The organism is Nonomuraea sp. GTA35, assembly GCF_041950525.1.
Lineage (GTDB): Bacteria > Actinomycetota > Actinomycetes > Streptosporangiales > Streptosporangiaceae > Nonomuraea.
Map to the genome: position 1 here is coordinate 324,677 of NZ_JBGNUV010000001.1, position 24,337 is coordinate 349,013.

Annotated in this window: 26 protein-coding genes; 17 read left to right on the forward strand and 9 right to left on the reverse strand. The window is 72.7% G+C overall.

Annotated features, from left to right (window positions below):
• Position 1: 1 nt before the first annotated feature.
• The gene (locus ACBJ32_RS01410; RefSeq protein ID WP_375125016.1) at positions 2-1,402 is read left to right on the forward strand and encodes an aldehyde dehydrogenase family protein; all 1,401 of its coding nucleotides are present in this window, start codon (positions 2-4) and stop codon (positions 1,400-1,402) included.
• 78 nt (positions 1,403-1,480) lie between these two features.
• Here ACBJ32_RS01410 and ACBJ32_RS01415 read toward each other — a convergent pair whose 3' ends face one another.
• The 3 genes from ACBJ32_RS01415 to ACBJ32_RS01425 are packed head-to-tail and all read right to left on the reverse strand — an operon-like array spanning position 1,481 to position 3,713.
• On the reverse strand, positions 1,481-2,605 hold the full coding sequence (locus ACBJ32_RS01415; RefSeq protein ID WP_375125017.1) for an NAD(P)/FAD-dependent oxidoreductase: 1,125 nt from the start codon (positions 2,603-2,605) through the stop codon (positions 1,481-1,483).
• Positions 2,606-2,662: 57 nt separating this feature from the next.
• Positions 2,663-3,538, reverse strand: a complete 876-nt coding sequence (gene sigJ, locus ACBJ32_RS01420) for an RNA polymerase sigma factor SigJ (protein WP_375125018.1) — start codon at positions 3,536-3,538, stop codon at positions 2,663-2,665.
• Positions 3,539-3,548: 10 nt separating this feature from the next.
• Complete coding sequence (locus ACBJ32_RS01425) at positions 3,549-3,713, reverse strand: hypothetical protein (RefSeq protein WP_375125019.1); 165 nt, start codon at positions 3,711-3,713, stop codon at positions 3,549-3,551.
• A 162-nt stretch (positions 3,714-3,875) separates the two neighbouring features.
• Between ACBJ32_RS01425 and ACBJ32_RS01430 the strand changes: the two genes are divergently transcribed.
• Positions 3,876-4,679, forward strand: a complete 804-nt coding sequence (locus tag ACBJ32_RS01430) for a class I SAM-dependent methyltransferase (protein ID WP_375125020.1) — start codon at positions 3,876-3,878, stop codon at positions 4,677-4,679.
• Positions 4,680-4,736: 57 nt separating this feature from the next.
• Positions 4,737-5,165, forward strand: a complete 429-nt coding sequence (locus ACBJ32_RS01435) for a MerR family transcriptional regulator (protein WP_375125021.1) — start codon at positions 4,737-4,739, stop codon at positions 5,163-5,165.
• 3 nt (positions 5,166-5,168) lie between these two features.
• Here the strand turns inward: ACBJ32_RS01435 and ACBJ32_RS01440 are convergent, their stop codons facing one another.
• From ACBJ32_RS01440 to ACBJ32_RS01450, 3 genes are all read right to left on the reverse strand, one after another.
• Complete coding sequence (locus tag ACBJ32_RS01440) at positions 5,169-5,510, reverse strand: TraR/DksA family transcriptional regulator (protein WP_375125022.1); 342 nt, start codon at positions 5,508-5,510, stop codon at positions 5,169-5,171.
• 183 nt (positions 5,511-5,693) lie between these two features.
• Positions 5,694-6,071, reverse strand: a complete 378-nt coding sequence (locus ACBJ32_RS01445) for a hypothetical protein (RefSeq protein WP_375125023.1) — start codon at positions 6,069-6,071, stop codon at positions 5,694-5,696.
• Positions 6,072-6,131: 60 nt separating this feature from the next.
• The gene (locus ACBJ32_RS01450) at positions 6,132-7,229 is read right to left on the reverse strand and encodes an aldo/keto reductase (RefSeq protein WP_375125024.1); all 1,098 of its coding nucleotides are present in this window, start codon (positions 7,227-7,229) and stop codon (positions 6,132-6,134) included.
• A gap of 86 nt (positions 7,230-7,315) precedes the next feature.
• Between ACBJ32_RS01450 and ACBJ32_RS01455 the strand changes: the two genes are divergently transcribed.
• On the forward strand, positions 7,316-7,948 hold the full coding sequence (locus ACBJ32_RS01455) for a TetR/AcrR family transcriptional regulator (RefSeq protein WP_375125025.1): 633 nt from the start codon (positions 7,316-7,318) through the stop codon (positions 7,946-7,948).
• Here the strand turns inward: ACBJ32_RS01455 and ACBJ32_RS01460 are convergent.
• Positions 7,915-9,111 carry a cytochrome P450 gene (locus tag ACBJ32_RS01460; RefSeq protein WP_375125026.1) on the reverse strand — a complete coding sequence of 399 codons (1,197 nt, stop codon included), beginning with the start codon at positions 9,109-9,111 and terminating at the stop codon, positions 7,915-7,917. The genes ACBJ32_RS01455 and ACBJ32_RS01460 overlap by 34 nt on opposite strands.
• Positions 9,112-9,260: 149 nt before the next feature.
• On the opposite strand from ACBJ32_RS01460, the gene ACBJ32_RS01465 reads away from it, so the two are divergent.
• Complete coding sequence (locus tag ACBJ32_RS01465) at positions 9,261-10,169, forward strand: class I SAM-dependent DNA methyltransferase (protein ID WP_375125027.1); 909 nt, start codon at positions 9,261-9,263, stop codon at positions 10,167-10,169.
• A 311-nt stretch (positions 10,170-10,480) separates the two neighbouring features.
• Here ACBJ32_RS01465 and ACBJ32_RS01470 read toward each other — a convergent pair whose 3' ends face one another.
• Positions 10,481-11,488, reverse strand: coding sequence for a glycoside hydrolase family 11 protein (locus ACBJ32_RS01470; RefSeq protein ID WP_375125028.1), 1,008 nt, complete (start codon positions 11,486-11,488; stop codon positions 10,481-10,483).
• A 301-nt stretch (positions 11,489-11,789) separates the two neighbouring features.
• Here ACBJ32_RS01470 and ACBJ32_RS01475 point away from each other — a divergent pair, with 301 nt between their 5' ends.
• From ACBJ32_RS01475 to ACBJ32_RS01525, 11 genes are all read left to right on the forward strand, one after another.
• A complete protein-coding gene (locus tag ACBJ32_RS01475; protein ID WP_357886948.1) occupies positions 11,790-12,386 on the forward strand; it encodes a WHG domain-containing protein in 597 nt (198 codons plus the stop codon).
• Complete coding sequence (locus ACBJ32_RS01480) at positions 12,383-13,294, forward strand: alpha/beta fold hydrolase (protein ID WP_375125029.1); 912 nt, start codon at positions 12,383-12,385, stop codon at positions 13,292-13,294. The genes ACBJ32_RS01475 and ACBJ32_RS01480 overlap by 4 nt, the downstream gene beginning before the upstream one ends.
• A gap of 103 nt (positions 13,295-13,397) precedes the next feature.
• Positions 13,398-15,017 carry a TIGR04028 family ABC transporter substrate-binding protein gene (locus ACBJ32_RS01485; RefSeq protein ID WP_375125030.1) on the forward strand — a complete coding sequence of 540 codons (1,620 nt, stop codon included), beginning with the start codon at positions 13,398-13,400 and terminating at the stop codon, positions 15,015-15,017.
• Positions 15,014-15,946: an ABC transporter permease gene (locus tag ACBJ32_RS01490; protein ID WP_375125031.1), complete on the forward strand. Its 933-nt coding sequence runs from the start codon at positions 15,014-15,016 to the stop codon at positions 15,944-15,946. The genes ACBJ32_RS01485 and ACBJ32_RS01490 overlap by 4 nt, the downstream gene beginning before the upstream one ends.
• Positions 15,943-16,815, forward strand: coding sequence for an ABC transporter permease (locus tag ACBJ32_RS01495; protein WP_375125032.1), 873 nt, complete (start codon positions 15,943-15,945; stop codon positions 16,813-16,815). The genes ACBJ32_RS01490 and ACBJ32_RS01495 overlap by 4 nt, the downstream gene beginning before the upstream one ends.
• Positions 16,812-18,359, forward strand: a complete 1,548-nt coding sequence (locus ACBJ32_RS01500; RefSeq protein WP_375125033.1) for a dipeptide ABC transporter ATP-binding protein — start codon at positions 16,812-16,814, stop codon at positions 18,357-18,359. The genes ACBJ32_RS01495 and ACBJ32_RS01500 overlap by 4 nt, the downstream gene beginning before the upstream one ends.
• Positions 18,356-19,360, forward strand: coding sequence for a putative FMN-dependent luciferase-like monooxygenase (locus ACBJ32_RS01505; RefSeq protein WP_375125034.1), 1,005 nt, complete (start codon positions 18,356-18,358; stop codon positions 19,358-19,360). The genes ACBJ32_RS01500 and ACBJ32_RS01505 overlap by 4 nt, the downstream gene beginning before the upstream one ends.
• Positions 19,357-19,944: a CMD domain protein gene (locus tag ACBJ32_RS01510; RefSeq protein WP_375125035.1), complete on the forward strand. Its 588-nt coding sequence runs from the start codon at positions 19,357-19,359 to the stop codon at positions 19,942-19,944. Before ACBJ32_RS01505 ends, ACBJ32_RS01510 begins: the two co-directional genes overlap by 4 nt.
• Positions 19,941-20,516, forward strand: coding sequence for an alkylhydroperoxidase domain protein (locus ACBJ32_RS01515; RefSeq protein WP_375125036.1), 576 nt, complete (start codon positions 19,941-19,943; stop codon positions 20,514-20,516). Before ACBJ32_RS01510 ends, ACBJ32_RS01515 begins: the two co-directional genes overlap by 4 nt.
• Before the next feature lie 258 nt (positions 20,517-20,774).
• Complete coding sequence (locus ACBJ32_RS01520) at positions 20,775-22,220, forward strand: glycoside hydrolase family 28 protein (RefSeq protein ID WP_375125037.1); 1,446 nt, start codon at positions 20,775-20,777, stop codon at positions 22,218-22,220.
• Between the two features lie 208 nt (positions 22,221-22,428).
• A complete protein-coding gene (locus ACBJ32_RS01525; RefSeq protein WP_357886919.1) occupies positions 22,429-22,899 on the forward strand; it encodes a DoxX family protein in 471 nt (156 codons plus the stop codon).
• 79 nt (positions 22,900-22,978) lie between these two features.
• On the opposite strand, the gene ACBJ32_RS01530 is transcribed toward ACBJ32_RS01525, so the two are convergent.
• Entirely contained in the window at positions 22,979-23,236 is a 258-nt protein-coding gene (locus tag ACBJ32_RS01530; protein ID WP_375125038.1) for a hypothetical protein, read from the reverse strand.
• Between the two features lie 39 nt (positions 23,237-23,275).
• Between ACBJ32_RS01530 and ACBJ32_RS01535 the strand changes: the two genes are divergently transcribed.
• Entirely contained in the window at positions 23,276-24,337 is a 1,062-nt protein-coding gene (locus ACBJ32_RS01535) for a hypothetical protein (protein WP_375125039.1), read from the forward strand.

The window sequence follows — 24,337 nt, forward strand, 5'->3', positions numbered from 1 at the left end:
CATGAAGACCCTGCAGAACCTGATCGGCGGCGTGTGGCAGGACGCCCGCGGCGCCGGCTTCCACGACGTGGTGAACCCGGCGACCGAGGAGGTCGTCGCCCGCTGCCCCAGCGGTTCGCCCGAGGACGCGCGCCTGGCCGTGGACGCCGCCGTGGCGGCGCAGCCGGCCTGGGCCGCGCTCCCCGTCGCCGACCGCGTGGCCCGCCTGACCCGCTGGGCGGACACGGTCGCCGCGCACGCCGGGGAGCTGGCCGAGACCGAGTGCCGCGAGATGGGCAAGCCGGTCGCCCTCGGCACCGCGTTCATCGGCGGCGCCGCGCAGGCGTTCAAGGTCGCGGTGGCCGAGGCCCTGGACTACGCGTTCGAGGAGACGATCGCGAGCCCGGACGGCGGCAGCACCACGATCGTGCGCAACCCGCTCGGCGCCACCGCCGTCATCGTGCCGTGGAACTTCCCCGTGCCCATGACCCTCGGCGCGCTCGGCCCGCTGCTCGCCGCCGGGAACACCGTCGTGCTCAAGCCGTCCGAGCGCTCGCCGCTGTCGGCGGTGCGGCTGCTGGAGCTCATGGACCTGCCGCCCGGCGTGGTCAACCTGCTCCTCGGCGACTCGCGGGCAGGCGCGCCGCTGACCGCCGACGAGCGGATCGGCCTCGTGCACTTCACCGGCTCCGTCGAGGCGGGACGCGAGGTCGGCGCGCAGAGCGGAGGGCTGCTGCACCGCTCGATCCTCGAACTCGGCGGCAAGGACCCCGTCGTCGTGGACGCGGGCGTGGACCCGGTGGCGACGGCCGCCGCTGTCGCGTTCGGCGCGTTCGCCAACACCGGGCAGATCTGCACCTCCATGGAGCGCATCTACGTGCACCGGGACGTCGCCGAGCCGTTCATCGACGCGCTCGTCGAGGCCGCCGGCGCCTATCCGGCCGGTGACGTGCTCGGGCCGCTGGTGGACCGGCGGCAGCGGGACGTCGTCGTACGGCACGTCACCGACGCCGTCGAGCGCGGCGCGACCGTCCGCGCCGGCGGGGTGGTGCCCGAGGGCAAGGGCTTCTACTACCCCGCCACCGTGCTCACCGGCGTGGACGAGTCCATGCTGATCATGACGGAGGAGACGTTCGGCCCGGTCGCGCCCGTCGCCGTCGTCTCCTCCTTCGAGGAGGGCCTGGAGCGGGCGGGCGCCTCCCGGTACGGCCTGGCCGCCACCGTCTACACCACCGACCCTGACCACGTCGCCGCGGCGCGCCGCATCCCCGTCGGCGTCGTGTGGGTGAACCAGTGGCAGGGCGGCGGGCCCGAACGGCTCTACGAGCCGGCGGGCGACAGCGGCATGGGCGCCACGGGAGCCCGTGCCGCCTACGACGCCGCCACCCGCCCCGCCTCCATCCACGTCGCCCCGGTCGCCTGACGGCCGAAGGGCGCCGAACGTGATCCCCGGCGCCACCAGGACCCCGAGCCCGGGCTGGACTGCCTGCCCGCGGTCAGGTCAGAAGGGGAGCGGCAGGCGCACCATCCCCGCCAGGGTGAGGAGCTGCTCGGCGTCGTCGACCGGCGGCTGGATCCGTCGCATGATCCACTGCTTGACCTCCTTGCCCTGCTCCCCGCTGAGCGCGACCTCCCGCTCCCAGCCCTTCGTGTAGAGCCCGCCGGCGGCCCCCAGGTCCAGGCAGGTCACGTACGGCGCGGGCGTGAAGTCGAGCGGCGGCAGCCCGAGCAGGTCGGCGGCGGCGTTGTGCCCGGCCGTCTTGCCCATCGGGGTCGCGTGCTGGCAGGCCTGCATGACGTCGTGGTCGTCGTCGAAGCGGGCCGCCGCCACGTCCCCGGCGGCGAACACGGCTCCGGACGGCTCCTCGACCCGCATCCACCGGTCGACGGCCAGCCGGCCGAGCCGGTCGCGGCGCGCGGGGATCTGCTCGGTGAGCGCGTCGGCCCGGACCCCGGCCGTCCAGACGACCGCGTCGGCGGCGACACGCTCCCCGCCGGACAGCACCGCCCCGCCGGGCTCGACGGCGCGCAGGCCGGCGCCCAGGCGCAGCTCGACGCCCAGCCGGTCGAGGGCGTCCTCGATGTACGGCCGCGGCGCGGGCCCGAGGTCCGGCCCCACGACGTCCGCCTGGTCCACGAGCACCACCCGCCCGCGCCCGGCCAGCTCGGTGGCCACCTCCAGGCCGGTGAACCCGGCCCCGACCACCACGGCCGTGAAACCCTCCCTGCCCCGCAGGTGGTCGGCCAGCCGCCGCGCGCCCGCCAGGGTGTCCACGTCGAACAGCAGGCCGGCACCCGGCAGGTCGGGCCGCACCAGCCGGCTGCCCGTCGCCAGCACCAGCCGGTCGTAGCCGATCACGTCCCCGCCGGCGTGCACCCGGCGGGCGGCCACGTCGATGTGCTCCGCCCAGGCGCGAAGGTGGCGGACGCCGATGGGCCCGAGCAGGCCGGGCAGCGGGACGGTCGCGCGTTCCGGCTCGGCCTCGTACATCCGCGGGCGCAGCACGAGGTCCTCGTCCGGCGCGATCAGCGTGATGTCCAGGTCGGCGCCGTCGCGCACGCGCGCGGCCGCGGCCGCCGCCCACACCCCGGCGAAACCCCCACCGACGATCACGATGTGCGGCATGTGCGTCTCCTCAGTCTGTGACGTGCTCCCGTACGCCAGGCAGACAACACAGCCCGCTCAAAGGTGACCGAGATGCCGGAGCTTTTCCGGATTCACCACCCGCCAGATGGTGACGATCCGGCCCTCGCGGATCTCGAACGTGTCCACCCACGCCGGCACGCCGTCCCGGTAGGTGATCAGCGCCGGCCGGCCGGCCACCTCGAGGTGCTCGATCCGCTCGGCCGGGTGCCGCCCCTCGATCCACGCCAGCATCGGCGCCAGCCGGTCGCGGCCGCGGACCGGCACGCGGGCGGCCTTGGCCCTGCCGCCGCCGTCGGCGACGTACACCACGTCCGGATCCAGCACCTCCACCAGCCGGGCCAGGTCACCCGCCTGCGAGGCGGCGCGGAAGGCGGCCACCACCCGCTCGCGCTCGCCGCGCGCGGCATCCGGCTCCCTGTCGCGGGCGGCCGCCACCCGCCCGCGCGCCCGGGAGGCCAGCTTGCGCGCGGCCGGCACGGACCTGCCGAGCACCTCGGCGATCCGCTCGAACGGCAGCCCGAACACGTCGTGCAGCACGAACGCCACCCGCTCGGGCGGCGCCAGCTCCCGCATCACCACCATCATCGCCGTGCCCACCGACTCGTCCACCAGGACGGGCCCGGCCGCGTCGGGCCCGGTCAGCAGCGGCTCGGGCAGCCACGGCCCGACATAGTCCTCGCGCCGCACCCTGGCCGACTTCAGCACGTTGTACGACGTGCGCGCCGCCACCGTGATCAGCCACGCCCGCAGGTCCACCACCTGCGACAGGTCCTCGGCGCCCGCCGCCCGCAGCCAGACCTCCTGCACCACGTCCTCGGCCTCGGCCACGCTGCCGAGCAGCCGGTAGGCCGCGCCGAACACGGCCGGCCGGTGCAGCTCCCACTCGTGCTCCAGGCGAGAACTCAGCTCCATTCCGGGCATCCTAGGCACCGTGCGCCCGGGCGGCGGCACGGGGCTCCGCGGCGCGGGTCAGCACGTCGCGGATGAGGGCGGCCACCTCCTCGGGGGTGAAGTCCATCGCGTTCTCGCCGACGGTGACCTCGAAGCTGCAGCGTGACGGGTCGGGCCCGCCGCGCACCGGCTCCACAGCTGCACGCCCTGCTCCTCCAGGAGCGCCCGGCCCGCCCGGCCCACTGCCCATCTTTGACAGCAGGGCGGCTTGTCAAGGGGTGTCCTGCCCCGCCGTGACTTGTCACACTCGGGCCGTAGCCGGCCACCGTCAGCGCCGGCCACCTTCGAGGAGACGCCTGTGACTGTCATCGACGACCTGGCCGCCCCGCCGCCCGGCAGCCCGCTCGCGGCCGTACGGGAGAGGATGCCGCTGCTGCTCGGCGCCCTCCTGACGGGCACGCCGATCGCCCTGGGCTGCGAGGCGGTGCTGCAGGCGGAAGAGGTCCTCATGATGGGCGGCCTGCCCGTACGGCTGCGCTCCGTGCGCCGCCGGCTGGCCAGGCTGCTCTACGACCAGCGGTACGGCGTGAGCACCGCGGACTTCGCCGACCTCGCGGAGTTCGGCCTCGACCACCCCGAACGCGTCTACTACTCGCCCGCCCACTGGGGCACGCTGCGCCGGGCCCTGCCCGTCAGGGACGTCGGACACCAGGACGTCTTCCTCGACCTGGGCGCGGGCAAGGGCAGAATGGTGCTGGAGGCGGCGGGCCGGTACCCGTTCAAGCAGGCGATCGGCGTCGAGCTGTCTCCCGAGCTGACCGAGGTGGCCAGGGCCAACCTGGCCGCCACGAGGCTGCGGCTGCGCGCGCGTGCGGTGGAGTTCGTGCAGTCGGACGTGCTCGACTACGACATCCCCGACGACGTCAGCGTGGTGTTCCTCAACAACCCGTTCAGGGGCCGGACGTTCGCCGCCGCCATGGACCGGCTGCTCGGCTCGGCCGACAGGAACCCGCGCCCCATCACCCTGATCTACTTCAACCCCGTCGAGGAGGCGCACCTGCTGCGCACCGGCCGCTTCCGCCACCTGCGCACGGTGACGCCCTGGCGGCGCAGGGACACCGGCGTGTTCGGCACCACCCGCGTGTACGCGGTGACGACGTAGCCGCTGCCCGGTCGCGCCGCCTTGACGGCCGGGATGTGGCTGCAAGTTAATGTCAACATGAAGTCAACCGACTCGATGCGCATCGGCGAGCTGGCCGAACGGTTCGACCTGGCGCCGCACGTGCTGCGCCACTGGGAGGCCATGGGCCTGCTGACCCCCGCCGCCCGGGTGAACGGCCGCCGCCGCTACACCCGCGACCACGTCGTACGGGTCATGACGATCATCCGGGCCAAGGGCGGCGGGATGAGCCTCGAGCAGATCAGGGAGGTGCTCGGCGCGGCCGGCCGGGCCGAGCGCCGAGCACTCCTCGAACACCATCACGCGGACCTCGAGCGGCGGCTCGAGGAGATCGCGGCGTCCAAGCGGCTGATCGAGCACCTCATGGAGTGCACCGCCGAGGACTTCACGCAGTGCCCGTCCTACCGGCGCATCATCGAGGGCGCCGCCGCCCTGCGGGACCTGCGCGAGGACGGATGCGTGATCTGACGGCTAGGCCGCCTCGAACCGGCGCTGGCAGCCGATGCAGTAGCGGGCCAGCGGGCGGATCTTGAGCCGTTCGAACGGGATGCCGGCCTCGCAGTGCCCGCAGCGGCCGTAGGCGCCGGTGTCCAGCCGGTCGAGGGCCTGGCTGAGCTCGGCGATCGCGCGGTCGGCGGTGGACAGGGAGACGAGCAGCTCCTGCCACGTGTCGTCCGCGCCGGTGCTCTGCCGCGCCTCGTCCTGCAGGCCGAGCAGGTGGCGGCTGCGCCGTTCGAGCTGCTCCTGCAGGTCCTGGCGGAGGGTCTGGAGCTGGACGGTGCTGAGGTGTGAGGCTCCGTGGGTGTCGGTCATGATGAGAAATGTCCTTTTCGGGGATGCGCACGCTGACGGGACGACCGGCACACACCGGACCGGTCGTCATGGCTGGCCGCCCGGGAGCGCGCGCGGCCGCCTCGCCGAGGAGGCGGACACGCGCGGCGAGGCCCTACGGCACACGAACGGCCGTAGAGCTCCGGAGGTGGTGAAAGGCGGCGGCTAGATCAGCGGCGGGCTGCGTGACCCCGTGGCGAGGTGGGCGAACTGCTGCGGATCGCGGATCGCGGCCTCGTCGTGGCCGGGCGACGGCAGCAGCGCCAGATGGCCGGCTTCGGCCTGCCGCTCGCCCCGCAGCGGCGGCCACAGCGACAGCACGTGGTGCTCGCGCACACTGGTGGCCTGTGGCGGCAGGCTGGAGAGCTCGGCGCCCGGGTCGCCCAGGATCCACGCCGGCCCGTACGGCACGCCGGCCCGCAGGCCGGAGCCCCCGCTGCCGGAGCCCCATGAGGCGCCGACGAGCAGCAGGGACAGCAGGACCAGGCCCATCACGCCGGTGAACGCGATGGACCCTCGTGGTGTTCTCCACGGTCCCGTCATACGGGCGACCATAGCTCAGAACGTCACAAAGAGCACTCCAGTAATGACGCAGGGCGCGGGTCAGGCCGCCCAGTTCCGCACGGCGGGGACGTACCCGGCGGGCTTGTCGGCGACCTTGGCTCCCGGATTGACCAGCCAGCCCTGGTAGCCCGGGGTGAACATCCGGTACACCGACTCCGCGGGCACGTCGCTCGCCTCGTCGAGCCGGGCGCGCAGCTCGGCGGGCAGCTCGAAGTCGAGGGCGGACAGGTTGGCGTCGAGCTGCCCGACGCTGCTCGCCCCGATGATCGCCGAGGCCACGCCGGGCCGGGTGGCGACCCAGTTGAGCGCGACCTGGGCCATCGGCCTGCCGACCTCGGCGGCGACGTTCTCCAGGGTCGCCAGGAGCCGCCATTCCCTGTCCGTCCACGTGCGTCCCGCGCCGCCCGCGCCGCTCAGCCGGCCCTCGCCGGTCAGGCCCTGGTCGGCCTGGCGGTACTTGCCGGTGAGGAAGCCGCTGCCGAGCGGGCTCCACGCGGTGATGCCGAGGCCCAGGGTCTGCCCCATGGGGACGTGCTCGCGCTCGATCGCCCGGTCCACCAGGGAGTAGGGGAGTTGCAGGCTGACCAGCGGGGCGAGCGCGTGCGCCTCGGCCAGCGTCTGGGCGCGGGCCGCGTACCAGCTCGGCACGTCCGACAGGCCCGCGTACCGGATCTTGCCGGCCCTGGTGAGGTCGTCGAACGTGCGCATGACCTCCTCGACCGGGGTGATCCGGTCCCAGGTGTGCAGCAGGAACAGGTCGACGTGGTCGGTGCGCAGGCGGCGGAGGGACGCCTCGAGCGCCCTGATCATGTGCTTGCGGCCGTTGCCGCCGGCGTTCGGGTCGCCGGGGTCCACGCTGTTGGTGAACTTGGTGGTGAGCACCACCCGGTCGCGCACCCCGGCCTCGGCGACGAGGTTGCCGAGGATGGTCTCGCTCTCCCCGGCGGTGTAGAAGTCGGCGGTGTCGATGAAGTTGCCGCCGGCTTCGAGGTAGCGGCGGAAGATGGGGCGGGCCTCGTCCTCGGTCTTGCCGTACGCGGCGTGGAAGCCGCCGATGCCGAAGTTCATCGTGCCGAGGGCGAGGCGGCTGACGCGCAGGCCGGAGCGGCCGAGCAGGAAGTACTGATCCATGGACATGCGGCCAGCTTGCGCCGGAGAAAATGGACCCGCAAGTCCAGAATTGGTAGGGTGGATGACGTAGTCCGATCGGGTGGAGGTCGATCATGCGGACGCTGACCCGCAAGGGAGCCGCCACGCGGCAGCGCATCCTCGAAGGCGCGGCCGAGCTCATCCGCGAGCACGGCGTGGCCGCCACGACCCTCGACGACGTGCTGTCGGCGACCTCGGCCAGCAAGAGCCAGCTCTTCCACTACTTCCCCGGCGGGCGGGAGGAGCTGCTGCTGGCCGTGGCCCGGTTCGAGGCCGGCAGGGTGCTGGAGGACCAGCGGCCGCAGCTCGACGAGCTCACCTCCTGGCCGGCCTGGGACGCCTGGCGCGACAAGGTCGTCGACCGCTACCGGCGGCAGGGCCGCCTGTGCCCGCTCAACGCCGTCACCTCGCACCTGGGCGACCGCACGCCAGGGGCCCAGGCGGTGGTCACCGAGCTGATGGGGCGCTGGCAGGCCGAGATCGCCGCCGGCGTGCGGCACATGCAGGCCGCCGGCGAGATCGACCCCGGCCTCGACCCGGAACGGGCGGCCGCCGCCATCCTCGCCGGAATCCAGGGCGGCGTGCTGATCCAGATGTCCACCGGGCAGACCACCCACCTGGAGTCCGCCCTCGACCTGGGCATCGCCTATCTCAGGTCGAGCCGGGACCAGGCTCACCAGGTGACCGGGAGCCGCAGCGCGCCGTAGATGTCCAGGCCGCCGCGCAGCGGCACCTCGACGGCGGGCACGGCCAGGCGCAGCGCCGGGAAGCGGCCGATCAGCGCGGGCAGCGCGACGCGCAGCTCGACCCGGGCGAGCTGCTGGCCCAGGCACTGGTGCGCGCCGTGTCCGAAGGACAGGTGCCCCACGGCCTCCCGGCGCAGGTCGAGCCTGTCCGGGTCGGCGAACCTGGCCGGGTCGCGGTTGGCCGCCTGGACCGAGACGACGACCGTCTCCCCGGCCCTGACGAGCCGGCCGCCCAGCTCGACGTCCTCCAGCGCGGCCCGCTGGCCGGTGTGGGCGATGCTCAGGTAACGCAGCAGCTCCTCGACGGCCCGGTCGGCGAGCTCCGGCTCGTCGCGCAGGGCCGCGAGCTGGCCGGGGTGGCTCAGCAGGGCGAACGTGCCCAGCGCGATCATGTTCGCGGTGGTGTCGAGCCCGGCGCCGAGCAGGAAGGCGCCGATGCCCGCCAGCTCCTCGTCGTCGAGGTCGGTGCCGGTCAGGTCGCTGAGCAGGTCGTCGGTGGGGTGCGCGCGCTTGGCCCGCACCAGCCCGTGCAGGTACTCGCCCAGCTCGCCGAAGGCCGCGTACTGCTCCTCCGGGCTGTGGTCGCCGCCGGCCAGCACCGCGGCGTGCCGCTGGAACGTCTCGCGGTCGGCGTACGGGACCCCGAGCAGCTCGCAGATCATCAGCGCGGGCACCGGCTGGGCGAAGAGCCGCACCAGGTCCGCGGGCGGGCCGTGCTCGGCCATGACGTCGAGCTGTGTGGCGGTGATCTCCTGGACGCGCTCGGTGAGCAGGCTCATGCGGCGCACGGTGAACTTGCCGATCAGCAGCTTGCGGTAGCGGGTGTGCTCGGGAGCGTCGAGCCCGGTGAGGTCGCCGATCGGGGCCGGAGGCGTCTCGCCGAAGATCACCCCCGGCAGTGGGTAGTGCATGAGCTCGGGCCGGGAGCTGAAGCGGGGGTCTCCCAGCACCGCGCGGGCCAGGGCGTGACCGGTGACCAGCCATCCCGCGTGCCCGTCGGGGAAGGTCAGCCGCCTGATCGGCGCCTGCTCCCGCACCCCGGCCAGCTCCGGCGGCGGGTCGAAGGGGCAGCCGGGGGTGCGGGTGAGGGGGAGCTCTGCCAGCGGCCGGTGGGTTTCGACCATGTCGAGTGGCCTCCATGAGGTGCACGGCGTTCTGATGTGGAGAACACTGTACGCATAGTGGAGTAGCGTGCGCAATCTCTTGACGGCGTGCGCTCGGGAGTCCGATAAAGGGGTGGCGGTCCCGGCGTGCGCGTGCCCACAGTGGCGGTATGGCGCAGAACACCTTCGACGCGCGAATCGCCGAGACCTACGAGGAGAAATGGCCCGAGCTGTTCGAGCCCGCGGTCGTCGACCCGGCGGTCGACTTCCTCGCCGGGCTGGCGGGCTCGGACGCCGGGCCTTCGGGCTCGGACGCAGCGTCGTCGGGCCCGGGGCCAGCGCCGTCGGGCCCGGGGCCAGCGTCGTCGGGCTCGGGCGCCGCGCTGGAGTTCGGCGTCGGCACCGGCCGCCTCGCTCTGCCGCTCAGCCGGCGGGGCGTACGCGTGCACGGCATCGACCTGTCCACCGCCATGATCGCGCAGCTCCGGGCCAAGCCCGGCGCGGAGCGCGTCGGCGTGACCGTCGGCGACTTCGCCACCACGCGGGTGGACGGCACGTTCGCCCTCGCCTACCTGGTACGCAACACGATCACCAACCTGACCACGCAGGACGAGCAGGTCGAGTGCTTCCGCAACGCGGCGGCGCACCTCGGCCCGGGCGGCTGCTTCGTCATCGAGGTGTACGTCCCGGAGCTGCGGCGGCTGCCGCCCGGCCAGACCGTCCACCCGTTCGCGGTGACACCGGCGCACCTGGGGTTCGAGGAGTACGACGTCGCCGCGCAGCTCGCCGTCTCCCACCACTACTGGACGGCGGGCGGGCAGGTCGAGATCTACTCCTCGACCCACCGTTACGTGTGGCCGGCCGAGCTGGACCTCATGGCGCGCCTGGCCGGGATGGCGTTGCACGAGCGCTGGGCGGGCTGGGGCGCGAGCCGTTCACCGGCGAGAGCAGGAGCCACGTCTCGGTCTGGCGGAAGCCCGCCTCGTAAGGTTCAGCAGTGTTCGCCGGTCGCCTGCTGCCGGGGCCGCGTCTCCGGCCGCGTCGGCTGGGACACCCTCCACACGGGACGCAGCGTCTGATGCTCGAGAACCTCGAAGGCGGAGACGGTCTCCCCGTCGCAGAGCGGGACGACGAACCGGACCTGCCCATCGGCTGTCCGGCCGATCCCCACCGGCCTGGGGGCAGGATCGCCCAGCGGCACGCCGCACGCGGCGATCTGCACCGCCAGGCCGAGGAGCACGGGCAGAGCCCGTAACCGTCGCCACCGGATCATGCTCATCACCCTTCGACCACCCGCTCGGCCACGGCCGGACCGCGCCTGCCATTCTGATCGCTCACGCGGTGTGGCGCGGCGGCAGGGGAGGTGCCGCCGCGCCAGGGTGCCCGAAGGTCAGCTCGCGCTGCAGGAGACCGTCGGCCAGGTGTAGTTGCCGTTGTGCTGGACTGTCACGCCCCAGTTGTTGCCGTTGCCGTTGGGTCTGGCGGTCAGCACCTGGGCGCTGGGATAGCTGGCGGTGACGTTCCAGGTGGCGATGATCTGCGCGGGGGAGGGCACGTTCATCGTGACGGTCCAGTTGCTGGAGCCGCTGACCGACACGTTGAGGTTGTAGCGGTCGCTCCACTGCTGGCCCGCGGAGAGCGTGGCGGTGCAACCCCCGCCGCCGCCACCGCCACCCCCGCCGCCACCCCCGCCGCCGCCTCCGCCGGAGGAGCCGCCGACCGTGATGTTGGAGCTGCCGCTGCTCTGGTAACCCTCGGTGGCGAGGATCTGGTAGTCATGGCTGCCCAGGCTCATGCCGTTGCGGGCCCAGGCGTCGAAGTGGTTGCCGGCCGTGATGGTGCCGCCGGTCTTCTTCGACTGGCGCACGCTCCAGTACTGGTTGAAGGTCCGGGTGCCCTCGATGGACGGGGCGTTGTAGCGCGTCGTCTGGTAGATGTCGTACGTGCCGCCGTCGCTGGTCACCGTGCCCTTGTACGTGCCGGTCGGCCGGTAGGTGCCCCAGTTGTCGACGATGTAGTACTCGACGAGCGGGTTCCTGGTCCACCCGTACAGGGTCAGGTAGGCGTTGCCCGAGGGGTTGAAGCTGCCCGAGTAGGTCACCGTCCTGCGCCCGCCGGGGTTCCAGCCCTTGCCGGCCACGAAGTTCCCGGTGTTGCGCCACGAGGTGCTGTAATTGCCGCCGGATCCCAGCTCCATGGAGACCGTGCCCTGGCTGTCGGTCCAGAACGAGTAGAAGTAGCCGTTGTTGGTGCCGGTCTGGTTGGTGGTGATGGCGGCGTGCGCGACGCTGGGCAGCATCGCCACGGCCAGCGCCGCGACCACGGCGCAGGCCCGGCCTGCGAACCGCAGGATGCGGCCGCGTCTGCGGCTGTGCGGGGGGTGGGGTGCGTCGTTCATCTGCATGCTTCCTTCTCGTGAAGGCGGGCATCAACGAAACTATCGGAACGGTGGCGAAAGTATCGGCCGCGTTGTGCGGAGTTGTCAATGACTCCGGTCAGACTGTGAGGGTGCGCCCCTGCCGGAAAAGGGCGGGATGCACAAACTGGCCTGGTCAGTGTGCCCGTGAACTCCTGACCGATTCGTTTGAAAATTTCAGCTACATTTCGAAACTTGTCGTCCCAGCAGACGGCCTTACTGGCTCATTGTGAAAACTAGGGGCATTAGGTATAGCCTAATAACCCTAGGGAGGGTGGTGTGCATGGCACGGATGGGGCTGACGGCGGAGCGGGTGACGCTCGTCGGGGCTGAGCTGGCGGACGAGGTCGGGCTGGAGCACGTGACCATGTCGGCGGTGGCCCGCCGGCTCGGGGTGAAGGACGCCAGCCTGTACGCGCACGTCCGCAACCTCGACGACCTGCGAGGACGGATCGCGCTGCTGGCGGCGGACGAGAAGACCATCCGCATCGCGGAGGCCACCGCCGGCCGGTCGGGCAGGGAGGCGCTGGTGGCGTACGCGAACGCGTGGCGCGGCTACGCCCACGACCACCCGGGCCGCTACACCGCCACGCAGACCCCGATGGAGATCGATCCCGAGCTCGCGGCCCGGGCGGCGGGACCGCGGCGCGCGATCGAGCTGACGTACAGCATGCTGCGCGCCTACCGGCTGGACGAGCCCGACCTGACCGACGCGGTCCGGCTGATGCGCAGCACGCTGCACGGCTTCGTCAGCCTCGAGGCCGCGGGCGGTTTCGCGCACTCGCGCCCGGCGCAGGCCACCTGGCTGCGCTGCCTCGACGCCCTGCACACCCTCCTGGAGCACTGGCCAGAACACGAACACGAAGGAGATCCGGCATGACCACCCCCACCATCGGCCACCTGCGCGTGGCCGGCGCGAAACTGCGCTACGAGGTGCGCGGCAGCGGCCCGTTCCTGCTGCTGATCCCCGGCGGCACGGGCGGCGCCGCCGCGTTCGACGGCGTCGCGGCCGGCATGGCAGACGAGTACACGGTCGTCTCCTACGACCCGCGCGGCCTGTCCCGCAGCCCGCTGGACGACCCCGAGGCCCGGCAGTCGGTCGAGCAGCACGCCGACGACGCGTTCCGGCTGCTGGAACTGCTGTCGCCGGGCGCGCCCGCCCGCGTGGCCGGGTGCAGCTCGGGCGCCATCGTGGCGCTGCACCTGCTCGTCACCCACCCGGGGCGGGTCGAGCGCGTCGTGGCGCACGAGCCGCCGGTGGTCGAGGTGCTGCCGGACGCCGCCGAGCACCGCGCGCTGCTCGCCCGCGTCGAGGACACCTTCCGCAGGGAGGGGCTGATGCCCGCTGCGGCCGTGTTCGCGGCGGGCCTCGAGCGGCCCGGTGCCGAAGCCCCCGATGCGGCCAAGCTTCGCGACGGCGCCGAAGCCCCTGACGCGGGCAAGGCGCGCGGTGTCACCGACACCGTCGGCGCCCCCGCCGCCACCGAGCTGCCGCCGCAGGCAGCGGCCCGGGCCGAGCGCACCATGGCGGACATGTCGTACTTCCTCGGGCGGATCGTCCCGAGCTTCATGGCCTACACCCCCGACGTGGCTCGGCTGCGGGCCCTGTCGGACCGGCTCGTGCTCGCGGCGGGCGAGGAGTCGCGCGGCGAGCTGCCCTATCGCCCCGCCGCGTTCCTGGCCGAGCGGTTCGGCACGGAGCTCGTGCACTTCCCGGGCGGGCACGTGGGCCTCACCACGCACCCCGCCGAGTTCGGCGAGCTGCTCCGCAAGGTGCTGAGCGCCTAGGTCCCGCCTGCAGCCGCCACTCCGCTCCCGCGACTTGATTTTCTACTATTTAGGTAGGTTATGCTGGTTTAGCTTCCACGTGTTCATGAAAGGCAGTACCCCCATGTCTCCATCCAGACCGCTGCGCACCGTCGTCACGCTCACTCTCGTGAGCCTCCTCGGCGCCTGTGGCGGCGGGGGCGCTGCCGGGCCGGCGCCCGGCGACGGCAAGCCCGTGCTGGGCGGCACGCTGACCTACCTGGAGCATCAGCCGCCGACCTGCCTCTACCTGCCCGCCGCCGGCTTCTATCCCAACGGCGGCATCCTCAACCAGATCACCGACAAGCTGACCTGGCAGAACCCGCAGACGCTCGAGATCGAGCCGTGGATCGCCACCAAGTGGGAGATCAACGAGGACGCCACCGAGTACACCTTCCACCTGCGCGACGGCGTGACGTTCAGCGACGGCAGCCCGCTGGACGCCGACGCCGTCGCGGCCAACTTCGACGTGTACGGCCTCGGCGACGAGAAGCTCAAGCTGCCCGTCGCCGAGTTCGTCAACAACTACGAGCGCAGCGAGGTGATCGACCCGCTCACCGTGCGCTTCCACTTCGACCGGCCGTCGCCCGGCTTCCTGCAGGGCACCTCGGTGATCGGCGCCGGCCTGGTGTCGAAGAAGACGATCTCCCTGCCGTACGAGCAGCAGTGCCAGCTGAAGAACATCATCGGCTCCGGCCCCTTCACGCTCAAGAAGCAGATCCTCGACAAGGAGGTCGACCTCGTCGCCCGCAAGGACTACGACTGGGCGCCGCCGTCGTCGCAGCACCAGGGCCGTGCGTACCTCGACGAAATAAAGATCATCGTCACGCCGGAGGACAACGTGCGCGTCGGCGCGCTCACCTCGGGCCAGGCCGACATGGTGCGTTACGTGCAGGCCTACGACGAGCAGACCGTCAAGGACGCCGGCTTCCGGATCCACGCCGAGCCCACCCGCGGCGTGAACAACGGCCTGTACCTGCGGCCGGGCAACAGCCTGCTCAAGGACCCCGACGTACGCACCGCGCTGCGGCTCGGCACGAACGCCAAGGAGGTCGTCGACACCCTGTTCACCGAGAGCTACCCGGTCGCCACCTCCGTGCTCAGCCACCTCGCCCAGGGGTACGTGGACCTGTCCAAGGAGCTCACCTACGATCCGGCCAGGGCCGACGCGCTGCTCGACGCGGCAGGCTGGACGCGCGGCGCCGACGGCATCCGCGCCAAGGACGGCAGGCGGCTCGAACTGGGCGTGTTCGTCTCCGGCCCCCAGCCGCTGTCGAAGCAGACCCTCGAACTCGTCGCCCAGCAGTGGACGAAGATCGGCGTCAAGCTGGAGATCCGCCCCGCCGACGCCGGCACCCAGGCCGTGGACATCAAGGACGCCGAGAAGACCGCCATCCAGCACGGCATGGTCGGCCGCGCCGACCAGGACGTGATCAAGAGCCACTTCCACAGCGAGAACCGCGACGTCATCCTCTCCGACGACGAGAAGCTGGACCGGCTGCTGGAGGAGGAGTCCGCCGAGCCCGACACGGCCGCGCGCAACGCCAAGGTCGCCGAGATCCAGCGGTACGTGATCGAGCAGGGCTACGCGATCCCGCTGTTCGAGGAGCCCCAGGTGTACGGCGCCGCGCCGCACGTGCACGGCGTGGCCTTCGAGGCGGTCGCCCGGCCGTGGTTCTACTCGGTGTGGAAGTCGCAGCCGTGACCAGGTACCTGCTGTCGCGGGCCGGGCAGGCGGCGCTCGTGCTCTGGGCCGCCTTCACGGCGAGCTACGTGCTCCTGCAACTGCTGCCCGGCGACTCGATCCTGATCAAGTTCCAGAACCCGGAGCTCGGCCTGTCACCCCAGCAGATCGCCGAGATCCGCGCCTACTACGCCGGCGGCTCGCCCGTCGCCGACTACGTCCAGACCCTGCTCGGCTTCCTGACCGGCAGCCTCGGCTACTCCATCGACACCGGCGCCCCCGTGGCCGAACGGCTGGCGGAGGCGCTGCCCGAGACCGCCCGGCTGGCGTCGGCCGCGTTCCTGCTGGCGGTGCTGATCGCTGTGGTGATCGCGTTCGCGGCGAGTTACAGCACGACCTCCTGGCTGCGCGGGGCGCTGCTGTCGGTGCCGTCGCTGTTCGTCTCGGTGCCCGCGTTCTGGCTGGGCATCCTGCTGATCCAGGTCTTCTCGTTCCGGCTGGGGCTGGTGCCGGTGATCGGCGGGAGCGAGCTGCAGCAGCTCGTCCTGCCCGTGCTGACGCTGGCCGTGCCGATCTCGGCGCCGATCGCGCAGGTGCTCGCGCGCGCCATCGACCAGGTGTACGCGCAGCCGTTCGTGCCGGTGATCGCGGCCAGGGGCGCCACCCGCTGGTGGATCCTGTGGCGGCACGTGGCCCGCAACGCCGTGCTGCCGACGCTCACCGTGGCCGGGCTGACGTTCGGCGAGCTGATCGCGGGCTCGGTCGTGACCGAGACCGTCTTCGGCCGGGCCGGGATCGGCCGGCTCACCGAGCAGGCCGTCAACGCGCAGGACACGCCGGTCATGCTCGCCGTCGTGGTGCTCGCGGCAGCCGTGTTCGTGCTGGTCAACCTGGTGGTGGACGTGCTGTTCCCGATCCTCGACCCGCGGCTGAAGGGAGCGGCGGCATGAGCGGCGCCCCGGCTCCGGCCGGAGGAGGCCAGGCCCGGGCGCGGCTCGGGCCGGCTCTGGCCAGGGTGGTGCCCGGCCGCGTGCCGATCGGGCCGGTCCTGGCCTGGGCGGTCGTCGGGCTCGTGCTGCTCTGGGCGGCCGTGCCGGGCGCGTTCACCGCCTACGACCCGATCGCCGGCGTGCCCGCCGAGAAGCTCCGGCCGCCGGGGGCGGAGCACCTGTTCGGCACCGACGCGGTCGGGCGGGACGTCTTCGCCCGGGTGGTGCACGGCTCGGTGCACTCGCTGTCCGGGGCGCTCGTCGCCGTCGGGGTCGGCCTGCTGCTCGGCACGCTGCTCGGGCTGCTGGCCGGCGCCGCGGGCGGGGTGGCGGACGCGGCGGTCATGCGGGTCGTGGACGTGCTGCTGTCGGTCCCCGGACTGCTGCTGGCCCTGACAGTGATCATCCTGCTCGGCCCCGGCACGGTGAACGTGGCGATCGCGGTCGGCGTCGGCTCGGTGGCGGCCTTCGCCCGGCTGGCCCGCGCCGAGGTCGTGCGGGTGCGCCGCACCGACTACGTGGAGGCCGCGTTCGGCAGCGGCGGCCGGTACCCCGCCGTGTTGTGGCGCCACGTGCTGCCCAACTCCCTCGGCCCCGTCATCGCGCTGGCCGCCCTGCAGTTCGGCGCGGCCATCCTGGCCATCTCGACGCTCGGCTTCCTCGGCTACGGCGCCGAACCCCCCACCCCCGAGTGGGGGCTGCTCATCGCCGAGGGACGCAACTACCTGGCCACCTCGTGGTGGCTGACCACGCTGCCCGGCGCCGTCGTGGTCGCCGTGGTGCTGGCCGCCGGACGCATCAGCCGCTCGATCGGAAGGGAACGCGCATGAGCCTGCTGGAGGTGCGCGACCTCGCGGTCTCGTACGACGGCCGCCGCGCGCTGCACGGCGTGTCCTTCTCGGTCGAGCCGGGCGAGGTCGTGGCCGTCGTCGGCGAGTCCGGGTCGGGCAAGTCCACCACGGCCCACGCCCTCATCGGCCTGCTGCCGGGCAACGCCACCCTGGACGCGGGCCGGATCCTGTTCGGTGAGGCCGACCTGGCCGGGTGGTCGCAGCGCCGCCTGCGTTCCGTACGCGGCAGCCGGATCGGCCTCATCCCGCAGGACCCGGCGAACTCCCTGGACCCGGTCAAAACCATCGGCGCTCAGCTCGGCGAGGTGCTGCGGATCCACGGCGAGCGCGACCGCCGCACGATCCGCGCCCGGGTCCTCGACCTGCTGGCCCGCGTCGGCCTGCCCGACCCGCAGACGCGGGCCCGCCAGTACCCGCACGAGCTGTCGGGCGGCATGCGCCAGCGCGTGCTCATCGCCGCCGCGATCGCCCTGCGACCGCGCCTGATCATCGCCGACGAGCCCACCAGCGCCCTGGACGTCACCGTGCAGCGGCGCGTCCTCGACCTCATCGACGACCTGCGGGCCGAGTACGGCACCGCCGTCCTGCTGGTGACCCACGACCTGGGCGTCGCCGCCGGCCGCTCGGACCGCCTGGTCGTGATGAGGGACGGCCGCGTCGTGGAGCAGGGCCCGACGCCCGCGGTGCTGGCCGCGCCCCAGGAGGGCTACACCGAGCGGCTGCTGAGCGACGCCCCCGCGCTGTCGGAGCGGCCCTTCCGCGACCCTCCCGCCGGGGAGCCCGCCATCGTGGTGCGCGACCTGGTCAAGGAGTTCCGCGTGCGGCGCCGCCCGTTCCGCGCCGTGGACGGCGTCCGCTTCGAGGTGACCCGTGGCACCACGCACGCGCTCGTCGGCGAGTCCGGCTCGGGCAAGACCACCACGGCCAGGATGGTCGCGCGGTTCGCCACCCCCACGTCGGGAACGGTCAGCATCGCGGGGGCGCCGGACGGCCGCCGCTTCCGCCGTCACGTGCAGCTCGTCTACCAGAACCCGTACGGGTCGCTCGACCCTCGCCAGTCCATCGGAGAGATCATCGAGGAGCCGCTGCGCAACTTCGGGCTCGGCGACCGCCAGGCGCGCCGGGCCCGCGTCGCCGACCTGCTGGAGCGAGTGTCGCTGCCGGGCGAGGTACGCGGACGCCGCCCCCGCGAGCTGTCCGGCGGGCAGCGGCAGCGGGTGGCCATCGCCCGCGCGCTGGCCGTCGAGCCCGAGGTGCTCGTGCTCGACGAGGCGGTCTCGGCACTCGACGTCACCGTGCAGGCGCAGATCCTCGACCTGCTCGAACGGCTCCAGCGCGAGCTGGGCCTGACCTACCTGTTCATCTCGCACGATCTGGCCGTGGTGCGCCAGATCTCCCACACCGTCTCCGTCATGAGCAAAGGACGCATCGTGGAAACCGGAACCACCCGCCAGGTCTTCAGCGACTCCCGGCACGACTACACCCGCGAGCTGCTGGCCGCGATCCCGGAGCGGGTGCGATGAGGCATCCCATCAGGCTGGGCTTCTTCACCCGCCTGCTCGACGACGTCCCTCCGGGCGAGCGTTACCGGCTGGCCGCCGAGCAGATCCGGCACGCCGAGGCGTACGGGTTCGACACCGCGTGGGTGGCGCAGCACCACTTCGACGGCGAGGAGGGCGGGCTGCCCGCGCCCCTGGTGTTCCTCGCCCACGTCGCGGCCCGCACCGAGCGCATCAGGCTCGGCACCGGCATCATCACGCTGCCGCTGGAGCAGCCGCTGCGGGTGGCGGAGGACACCGCCGTGCTCGACCTGCTGACCGGCGGCCGGCTGGAGGTGGGCGTGGGCGGCGGCGGCACGCCGTCGGCGTTCGCGCCCTTCGGGCACGACCCCGCCGACCGCGCGGCCCTGTACGCCGAGCACCTGTGGGTGCTGCGGCGCGCCTGGGCGGGCGAGGACCTCGGCGGCGGCAGCCGGCTCTACCCGCCCGCGCCCCGGCTGCTCGACGCCGTGTGGGAGGCCACGTTCTCGGTCGCCGGCGGGGCCAGGGCCGGGCGGGCGGGCCACGGGCTGATGTTGTCGCGCACCCAGCCGCGGCCCGCCGAGCGCCCGCAGGCCACGCTGGCGGACCTGCAGCTCCCCATCGTCGAGGCCTACCACGAGAGCCTGCCGCCCGGTGCCGCGCCGCGGATCATGGCGTCGCGGACCGCGTTCGTGGCCGACAGCCGCGCCGAGGCGCTGCGGTACGCCGAGATCGGCCTCGGCCGGCGCACCCTGCCCTTCGAGCTGCCCGGCAGCGACCTCGACAGCCGGATCACCGCCTACGACGTGCACCTGGGCACGCCGCAGGACGTCATCGAGAGCCTGTGTGCCGACCCCACCCTGCAGTGGGCGACCGACCTGGTCTTCCAGGTGCACTCGGTCGACCCGCCGCACCCCCTCGTCCTGCGCTCCATCGAGTTGCTGGCGACCGAGGTCGCGCCCGCGTTCGGCCGGCGTCCCATCACGGAATCGAGCAAGAAATGATCACTGACGTCATCGACCACCTGGCCGGGATCGCCCCCGGCTCCTCCCTCGACCGGCTGCGCGACCGGCGCCCCGACGCCCGCGAGCACGCCCAGCGCAGCTACGACGCGCTCTTCGCCCCCGACGACGAGGGCGAGGTCACGCTCGTCGAGCGCGACGCGGTCGCGGCCTTCGTCACCGGCCTGCACCAGGACCTCACGGTCGCCGGCTTCTACGCCGGCCGCCTCGCCGAGCTCTCGCCCGGCCTGCTCAAGGCCGTCGAGGCCGAGATCGAGGCCGGCCGCGCCACCGGGCCCTACGGCGTGTACGCGGGCGCCCTGGCGGCGGAGAGCCAGGAGGGGCCGCGTTACCGGGTGAGCGACCCGGCCGCGCTCGGGGTCCGGCTCGCCGCCGCGTTCGAGCACGCCCACCTGCTCGTGTTCCGGCCGCGCGAGGCGGGCAGGGACGCGCTGGCGGCGCTGGGCCGCGCGGGCTGGAGCGAGACGGGGATCGTCACGCTGTCGCAGCTCGTCGCGTTCCTCAGCTTCCAGGTACGGGTGATCACCGGCCTGCGGCTGCTCAACCAGGAAGGGGTCACGGCATGACCGGCATGACCGGCTTCACCACGGAGCGGCTCGGCTGGCGGCCGTGGCTCGCGCCCCTGACGGAGGAGGAGCTGACCGACGCGCACCACGAGGCGCTGGTGGACAGGGCCCGCGCCGCCTCCCCGTACTTCCTGCTGCTCGCGCGCGACCCCGACATCCTGCACGCCCGCACCAAGACCGATCAGGACATCTTCTACAACCCCGACGGCGGCCTGCCGCGCGCCGAACGCGAGCTGGCCGCCACCGCCACCTCCCGCCACAACGGGTGCGTCTTCTGCGCCTCGGTGCACGCGCGCTTCGCCGATCACTACTCCAAGCGGCCCGCCGACGTGCGCCGCCTGCTGGAGGAGGGGGTGCGCGCGCGGCAGGACGACCGGTGGCGGGCGATCATCGACGCCGCCGTGGCGCTGGCCGACACCCCGTCCCGGCTCGGCGCGGAGCACATCGCGGCGCTGCGCGCGGCGGGGCTCGACGACCTGGCGATCAGCGACGCCGTGCACGCCGGCGCGTTCTTCGGCTGGGCGAACCGGCTGATGCTCTCGCTCGGCGAGCCCACGCGGGAGGAGAGGTGAAGCACCCCCGCCCCGGCGCGCTCCGGCGCGACCTGGCCGCGCTCGGCGTCCGGCTCGACGTCGCCGACGGGCCGGAGCCGGCGTTGCGCGCCGTCATCGGCACCCCGAGGGGGCAGGTGATCCTCGCGCTGACCGGATCCTGCAAGCGGTTGCACCCTGGATCCTGGGGTGATGTGCTCCTTTCGTCTGGATCAGTGCAAGGGGTTGACATAGCATCCGGGGTGTCCGGCGCAGGTACCGGCGAGGGAGGGCCAGTCCATGCCGAAGCGTTCCCGAGATCATTCCTGGAGCCGCCGTGACGCCATGCGCGCCATGGCCGCGTCCGCCGCCGTGTCGGCCTTCGCCGTGCCGATGGGCCTCGACGCGCCGGCCGCGCAGGCGTTATCCGATCCGTGGGCGCGGGCCAACCGCATCGCGGCGAAGGTGCGCGGGCCGAGGTTCCCGCACCGGCGCTTCGATATCCGGAAATATGGTGCCGTAGGGGATGGGGTGACGGACTGCACGGCCGCCATCCGTACCGCGATCAGGGCCTGTCACGCGGCGGGCGGCGGGCATGTGGACGTGCCCGAAGGGCGGTTCCTGACCGGTGCCGTGCACCTGCTGAGCAACGTGGACCTGCACGTGGCCGAGGGCGCCACGCTGCTGTTCAGCACCGACCCCAAGGCGTACCTGCCGCTGGTGCTGACCAGGTTCGAGGGCGTCGAGCTGCTCAACTACTCGCCGCTGATCTACGCCTACGGGCAGCGCGACATCGCGGTGACCGGGGCGGGCGTGCTCGACGGGCAGGCCGGCGACGACCACTGGTGGCCGTGGAAGGGCTCAGGAGACCACGGCTGGGAGCCGGGGGAGCCGCGCCAGGCCGAGGCCAAGGCGGCCCTGTTCGCCCAGGCCGAGCAGGGCGTGCCGGTCGAGCGCCGGGTGTACGGCGAGGGTGGCTACCTGCGCCCGTCCTTCGTCCAGCCCTACCGCTGCCGGAACGTGCTCATCGAGGGCGTCACCATCGTCAACTCGCCGATGTGGGAGATCCACCCCACGCTGTCGGAGAACGTGCTCGTGCGCGGCGTCACCGTCCGCACCCACGGCCCGAACAACGACGGCTGCAACCCCGAGTCCAGCCGGATGGTGGTGATCCGGGACTGCACGTTCGACACCGGCGACGACTGCATCGCGATCAAGTCGGGCCGCAACGCCGACGGCCGCCGCGTCAACGTGCCTAGCGAGCACATCCTGGTCGAGGGCTGCACGTTCCGCGAGGGGCACGGCGGCATGACGGTCGGCAGCGAGATGTCGGGCGGCGTGCGCGAGGTCTTCATCAGGGACTGCACGATGTCCAGCCCGAACCTCGACATCGCGCTGCGCTTCAAGACCAACTCCGTGCGGGGCGGCTTCGTCGAGGGCCTCCACGCCAGGAACCTGGAGATCGGCCAGGTCGGCGGCTCGGTCATCGACATCAACTTCAACTACGAGGAGGGGCCGGGGCACGGCTTCAACCCCGTGGTGGGCGGGATCGACGTGCGCGACATGACCGTACGGACCGCAAACCGGGCGCTCAACCTGCGCGGATACGCCGACGCGCCGATCCACGGCGTCAGGCTGACCGACGTGGACTTCGGCGCCATCGCGACGCCGAGCGTCGTCGAGCACGTCGAGAACCTCGTCCTCGAGAACGTCCTGGCGAACGGCGAACCGCTGATCATCCCCTGAACGACCGTGATACCACCGCCGGCGTACGCACCGACCTGGAGATCGCCTCCCCCTAGGGCGAACCCCTGAGGCCTCCGGCAGTACGTGCGGACCCCGGTGTACGTGCTACGACGTACCCCAGGTGTCTCCCCCGGCCCGACGCTCCCGGCCGCCGAGTTCGCGAGTCTGAACGCAGACGGAAACGACATCCTCGACGAGGGAGCACGACATGACCGCCACCATCGAGACCATGATCTCCAGACTGTCCGGCTGGCTGGCCCGGCACAGCATCGACGTCCTCCGGGTCAGCCTCGGGCTGGTCTTCGTGGCCTTCGGCACGCTCAAGTTCTTCCCGGGGGTGAGCCCGGCGGAGGCGCTGTCGGTGGCCACGCTGGAGAAGCTGTCCCTGGGCCTGCTGTCGGGTTACGCGGCGCAGGCCGTGATCGCCGCGATGGAGGTCTTCATCGGCCTCACCCTGGTGACCGGCAAGCTGCTGAAGACCGGGCTGGTGGTGATGACGGGCGCGCTGGCGGGCTTCTTCGCGCCGTACGTGTTCTTCTTCACGAACCTGTTCCCGGGCGCGCCGACGCTCGAGGCGCAGTACATCTTCAAGGACATCGTCCTGGCGGCGGCGGCCATGGTGATCGGCGCCCGCGCCCTCGGCGCCCGCCTGGTCCCGGCCCGGGACCGGATGGCGTGAACGGGACAGGACGCGGACGGCCGACGGGGCCCGACCTCGGCGGCCGTCCGCCGTTTCCGCGGCACTCCCGGCCGGCGCCTCACCCCGCGTCCGGCAGGTCCGCGTCCGGCAGGTCCATCGACGCGAGCCTGGCAGGATCGACCACGGCCATGATGCGGGCGATCCGGCCGCCGGCGACGGTGAAGGCCAGGACCGACAGCGGGGTGCCGTCCTCGCGCAGGGCGATCCACGCGGCGAGGAAGCAGGGGGAGACCGACGAGCGGCTGCACAACGTGGTCACCTGGCGCGGGACGCCGTTCTTCACCGAGGGGGAGCGGGCGGCGCCCGCGACGTCCACGGCCGTGCCGACGGGCGGTCCCTCGTAGACTTCTCCTCCGTGTTCGACATCAAAGGCGCGATCGGGACCGCCTCCTTGGCCGCGATCCTCGGCTCGTGGGTGCTGACCGGCTGCGCTCAGTTCGCGGAGCCGGCCTCGCTGCCCCCGGCCACGGTGTACGAGCACGCCGAAGCGGCCGAGAACTCGGCGGCCGTGCCCATCCCGGTCGGCGGCACGGCCGCAGCCCTCACCCGGCCGTTGACGGACGCAGGATGGTTCTGCGCGCAGGCCCGGAGCAACGCGGACGGCCGCGTCCTGTGGTGCCGGATCGCTCACCTCGACGACACGGACACCGTGCACCCCCAGGTCGCGCAGTTCCTGCTGGACCACGACGATCGGCTCGCCTGGGCGTGGTTCCCGCCCGCCGGGCAGGGCACGTACCAGCAGGGGGAAGATCCTCAGGTCGCGGACGCCGCGGCACCCGCGCTCGCCGCCGTGTGGCCCGGCGCCGGTGACCGCGTACGGCGGGAGATCGACGACTTCGCCCGCGACCTCGGCGACCCGATGGTGAGACGCAGCGACGAGATCCCCGCGACCGCGTGGCGTGACGAGCACGCGGACTACCGCTTCTCCGACCTCCACGGCCTGCTCGTGACCGCCAGGGACGTCTCCGTGCGGCGCTGGCCGCTCGGCGCCGAGCACTACGCGACCACGATGAGTTCCGCCGTGGACGACCTCCGGGCCGGCGGATACGACTGCTTCTACCCGCCTCAGAGGTCGTGCACCCGCGTGCGGTCGAACGGCTACTTCGACGTGACGCTCCGCGACGACCAGATCGTGTCGGCGCGGTTCGGCATCGGGAGCCTGATCGAGTCGGGGCGGCAGCGGCATCCACTGTCCGAGGAGTTCCCGCACGGGCTGACCTTCCTGGCCGAGGCGGTACGCCGTCCGGTCACCGAGCGCATCGAGCAGGCCCGCCGGTCGGGAACCAGCTTCGCCGGCATCGTGGCCGGGACGATCGTGATCATCGACGCGAGGCGGGGCGCCGCCGAAGGAGACGATCTCGTGGCGTACCTCGACATCCAGATCGGCGCACCGCTGGCCGCGACTGTGCCCGTCTGA

Coding starts and splice junctions, on each gene's coding strand:
- ACBJ32_RS01415 (WP_375125017.1), bottom strand. CDS start 2,605: ATGCCGCACATCGTGATCGTCGGTGGGGGTTTCGCCGGGGTGTGGGCG.
- ACBJ32_RS01525 (WP_357886919.1), top strand. CDS start 22,429: ATGACCGCCACCATCGAGACCATGATCTCCAGACTGTCCGGCTGGCTG.
- ACBJ32_RS01450 (WP_375125024.1), bottom strand. CDS start 7,229: ATGTCCATGGATCAGTACTTCCTGCTCGGCCGCTCCGGCCTGCGCGTC.
- ACBJ32_RS01460 (WP_375125026.1), bottom strand. CDS start 9,111: ATGGTCGAAACCCACCGGCCGCTGGCAGAGCTCCCCCTCACCCGCACC.
- ACBJ32_RS01505 (WP_375125034.1), top strand. CDS start 18,356: ATGAGGCATCCCATCAGGCTGGGCTTCTTCACCCGCCTGCTCGACGAC.
- ACBJ32_RS01515 (WP_375125036.1), top strand. CDS start 19,941: ATGACCGGCATGACCGGCTTCACCACGGAGCGGCTCGGCTGGCGGCCG.
- ACBJ32_RS01500 (WP_375125033.1), top strand. CDS start 16,812: ATGAGCCTGCTGGAGGTGCGCGACCTCGCGGTCTCGTACGACGGCCGC.
- ACBJ32_RS01445 (WP_375125023.1), bottom strand. CDS start 6,071: ATGACGGGACCGTGGAGAACACCACGAGGGTCCATCGCGTTCACCGGC.
- ACBJ32_RS01455 (WP_375125025.1), top strand. CDS start 7,316: ATGCGGACGCTGACCCGCAAGGGAGCCGCCACGCGGCAGCGCATCCTC.
- sigJ (WP_375125018.1), bottom strand. CDS start 3,538: ATGGAGCTGAGTTCTCGCCTGGAGCACGAGTGGGAGCTGCACCGGCCG.
- ACBJ32_RS01520 (WP_375125037.1), top strand. CDS start 20,775: ATGCCGAAGCGTTCCCGAGATCATTCCTGGAGCCGCCGTGACGCCATG.
- ACBJ32_RS01470 (WP_375125028.1), bottom strand. CDS start 11,488: ATGAACGACGCACCCCACCCCCCGCACAGCCGCAGACGCGGCCGCATC.
- ACBJ32_RS01435 (WP_375125021.1), top strand. CDS start 4,737: ATGAAGTCAACCGACTCGATGCGCATCGGCGAGCTGGCCGAACGGTTC.
- ACBJ32_RS01475 (WP_357886948.1), top strand. CDS start 11,790: ATGGCACGGATGGGGCTGACGGCGGAGCGGGTGACGCTCGTCGGGGCT.
- ACBJ32_RS01495 (WP_375125032.1), top strand. CDS start 15,943: ATGAGCGGCGCCCCGGCTCCGGCCGGAGGAGGCCAGGCCCGGGCGCGG.
- ACBJ32_RS01510 (WP_375125035.1), top strand. CDS start 19,357: ATGATCACTGACGTCATCGACCACCTGGCCGGGATCGCCCCCGGCTCC.
- ACBJ32_RS01465 (WP_375125027.1), top strand. CDS start 9,261: ATGGCGCAGAACACCTTCGACGCGCGAATCGCCGAGACCTACGAGGAG.
- ACBJ32_RS01480 (WP_375125029.1), top strand. CDS start 12,383: ATGACCACCCCCACCATCGGCCACCTGCGCGTGGCCGGCGCGAAACTG.
- ACBJ32_RS01485 (WP_375125030.1), top strand. CDS start 13,398: ATGTCTCCATCCAGACCGCTGCGCACCGTCGTCACGCTCACTCTCGTG.
- ACBJ32_RS01440 (WP_375125022.1), bottom strand. CDS start 5,510: ATGACCGACACCCACGGAGCCTCACACCTCAGCACCGTCCAGCTCCAG.
- ACBJ32_RS01410 (WP_375125016.1), top strand. CDS start 2: ATGAAGACCCTGCAGAACCTGATCGGCGGCGTGTGGCAGGACGCCCGC.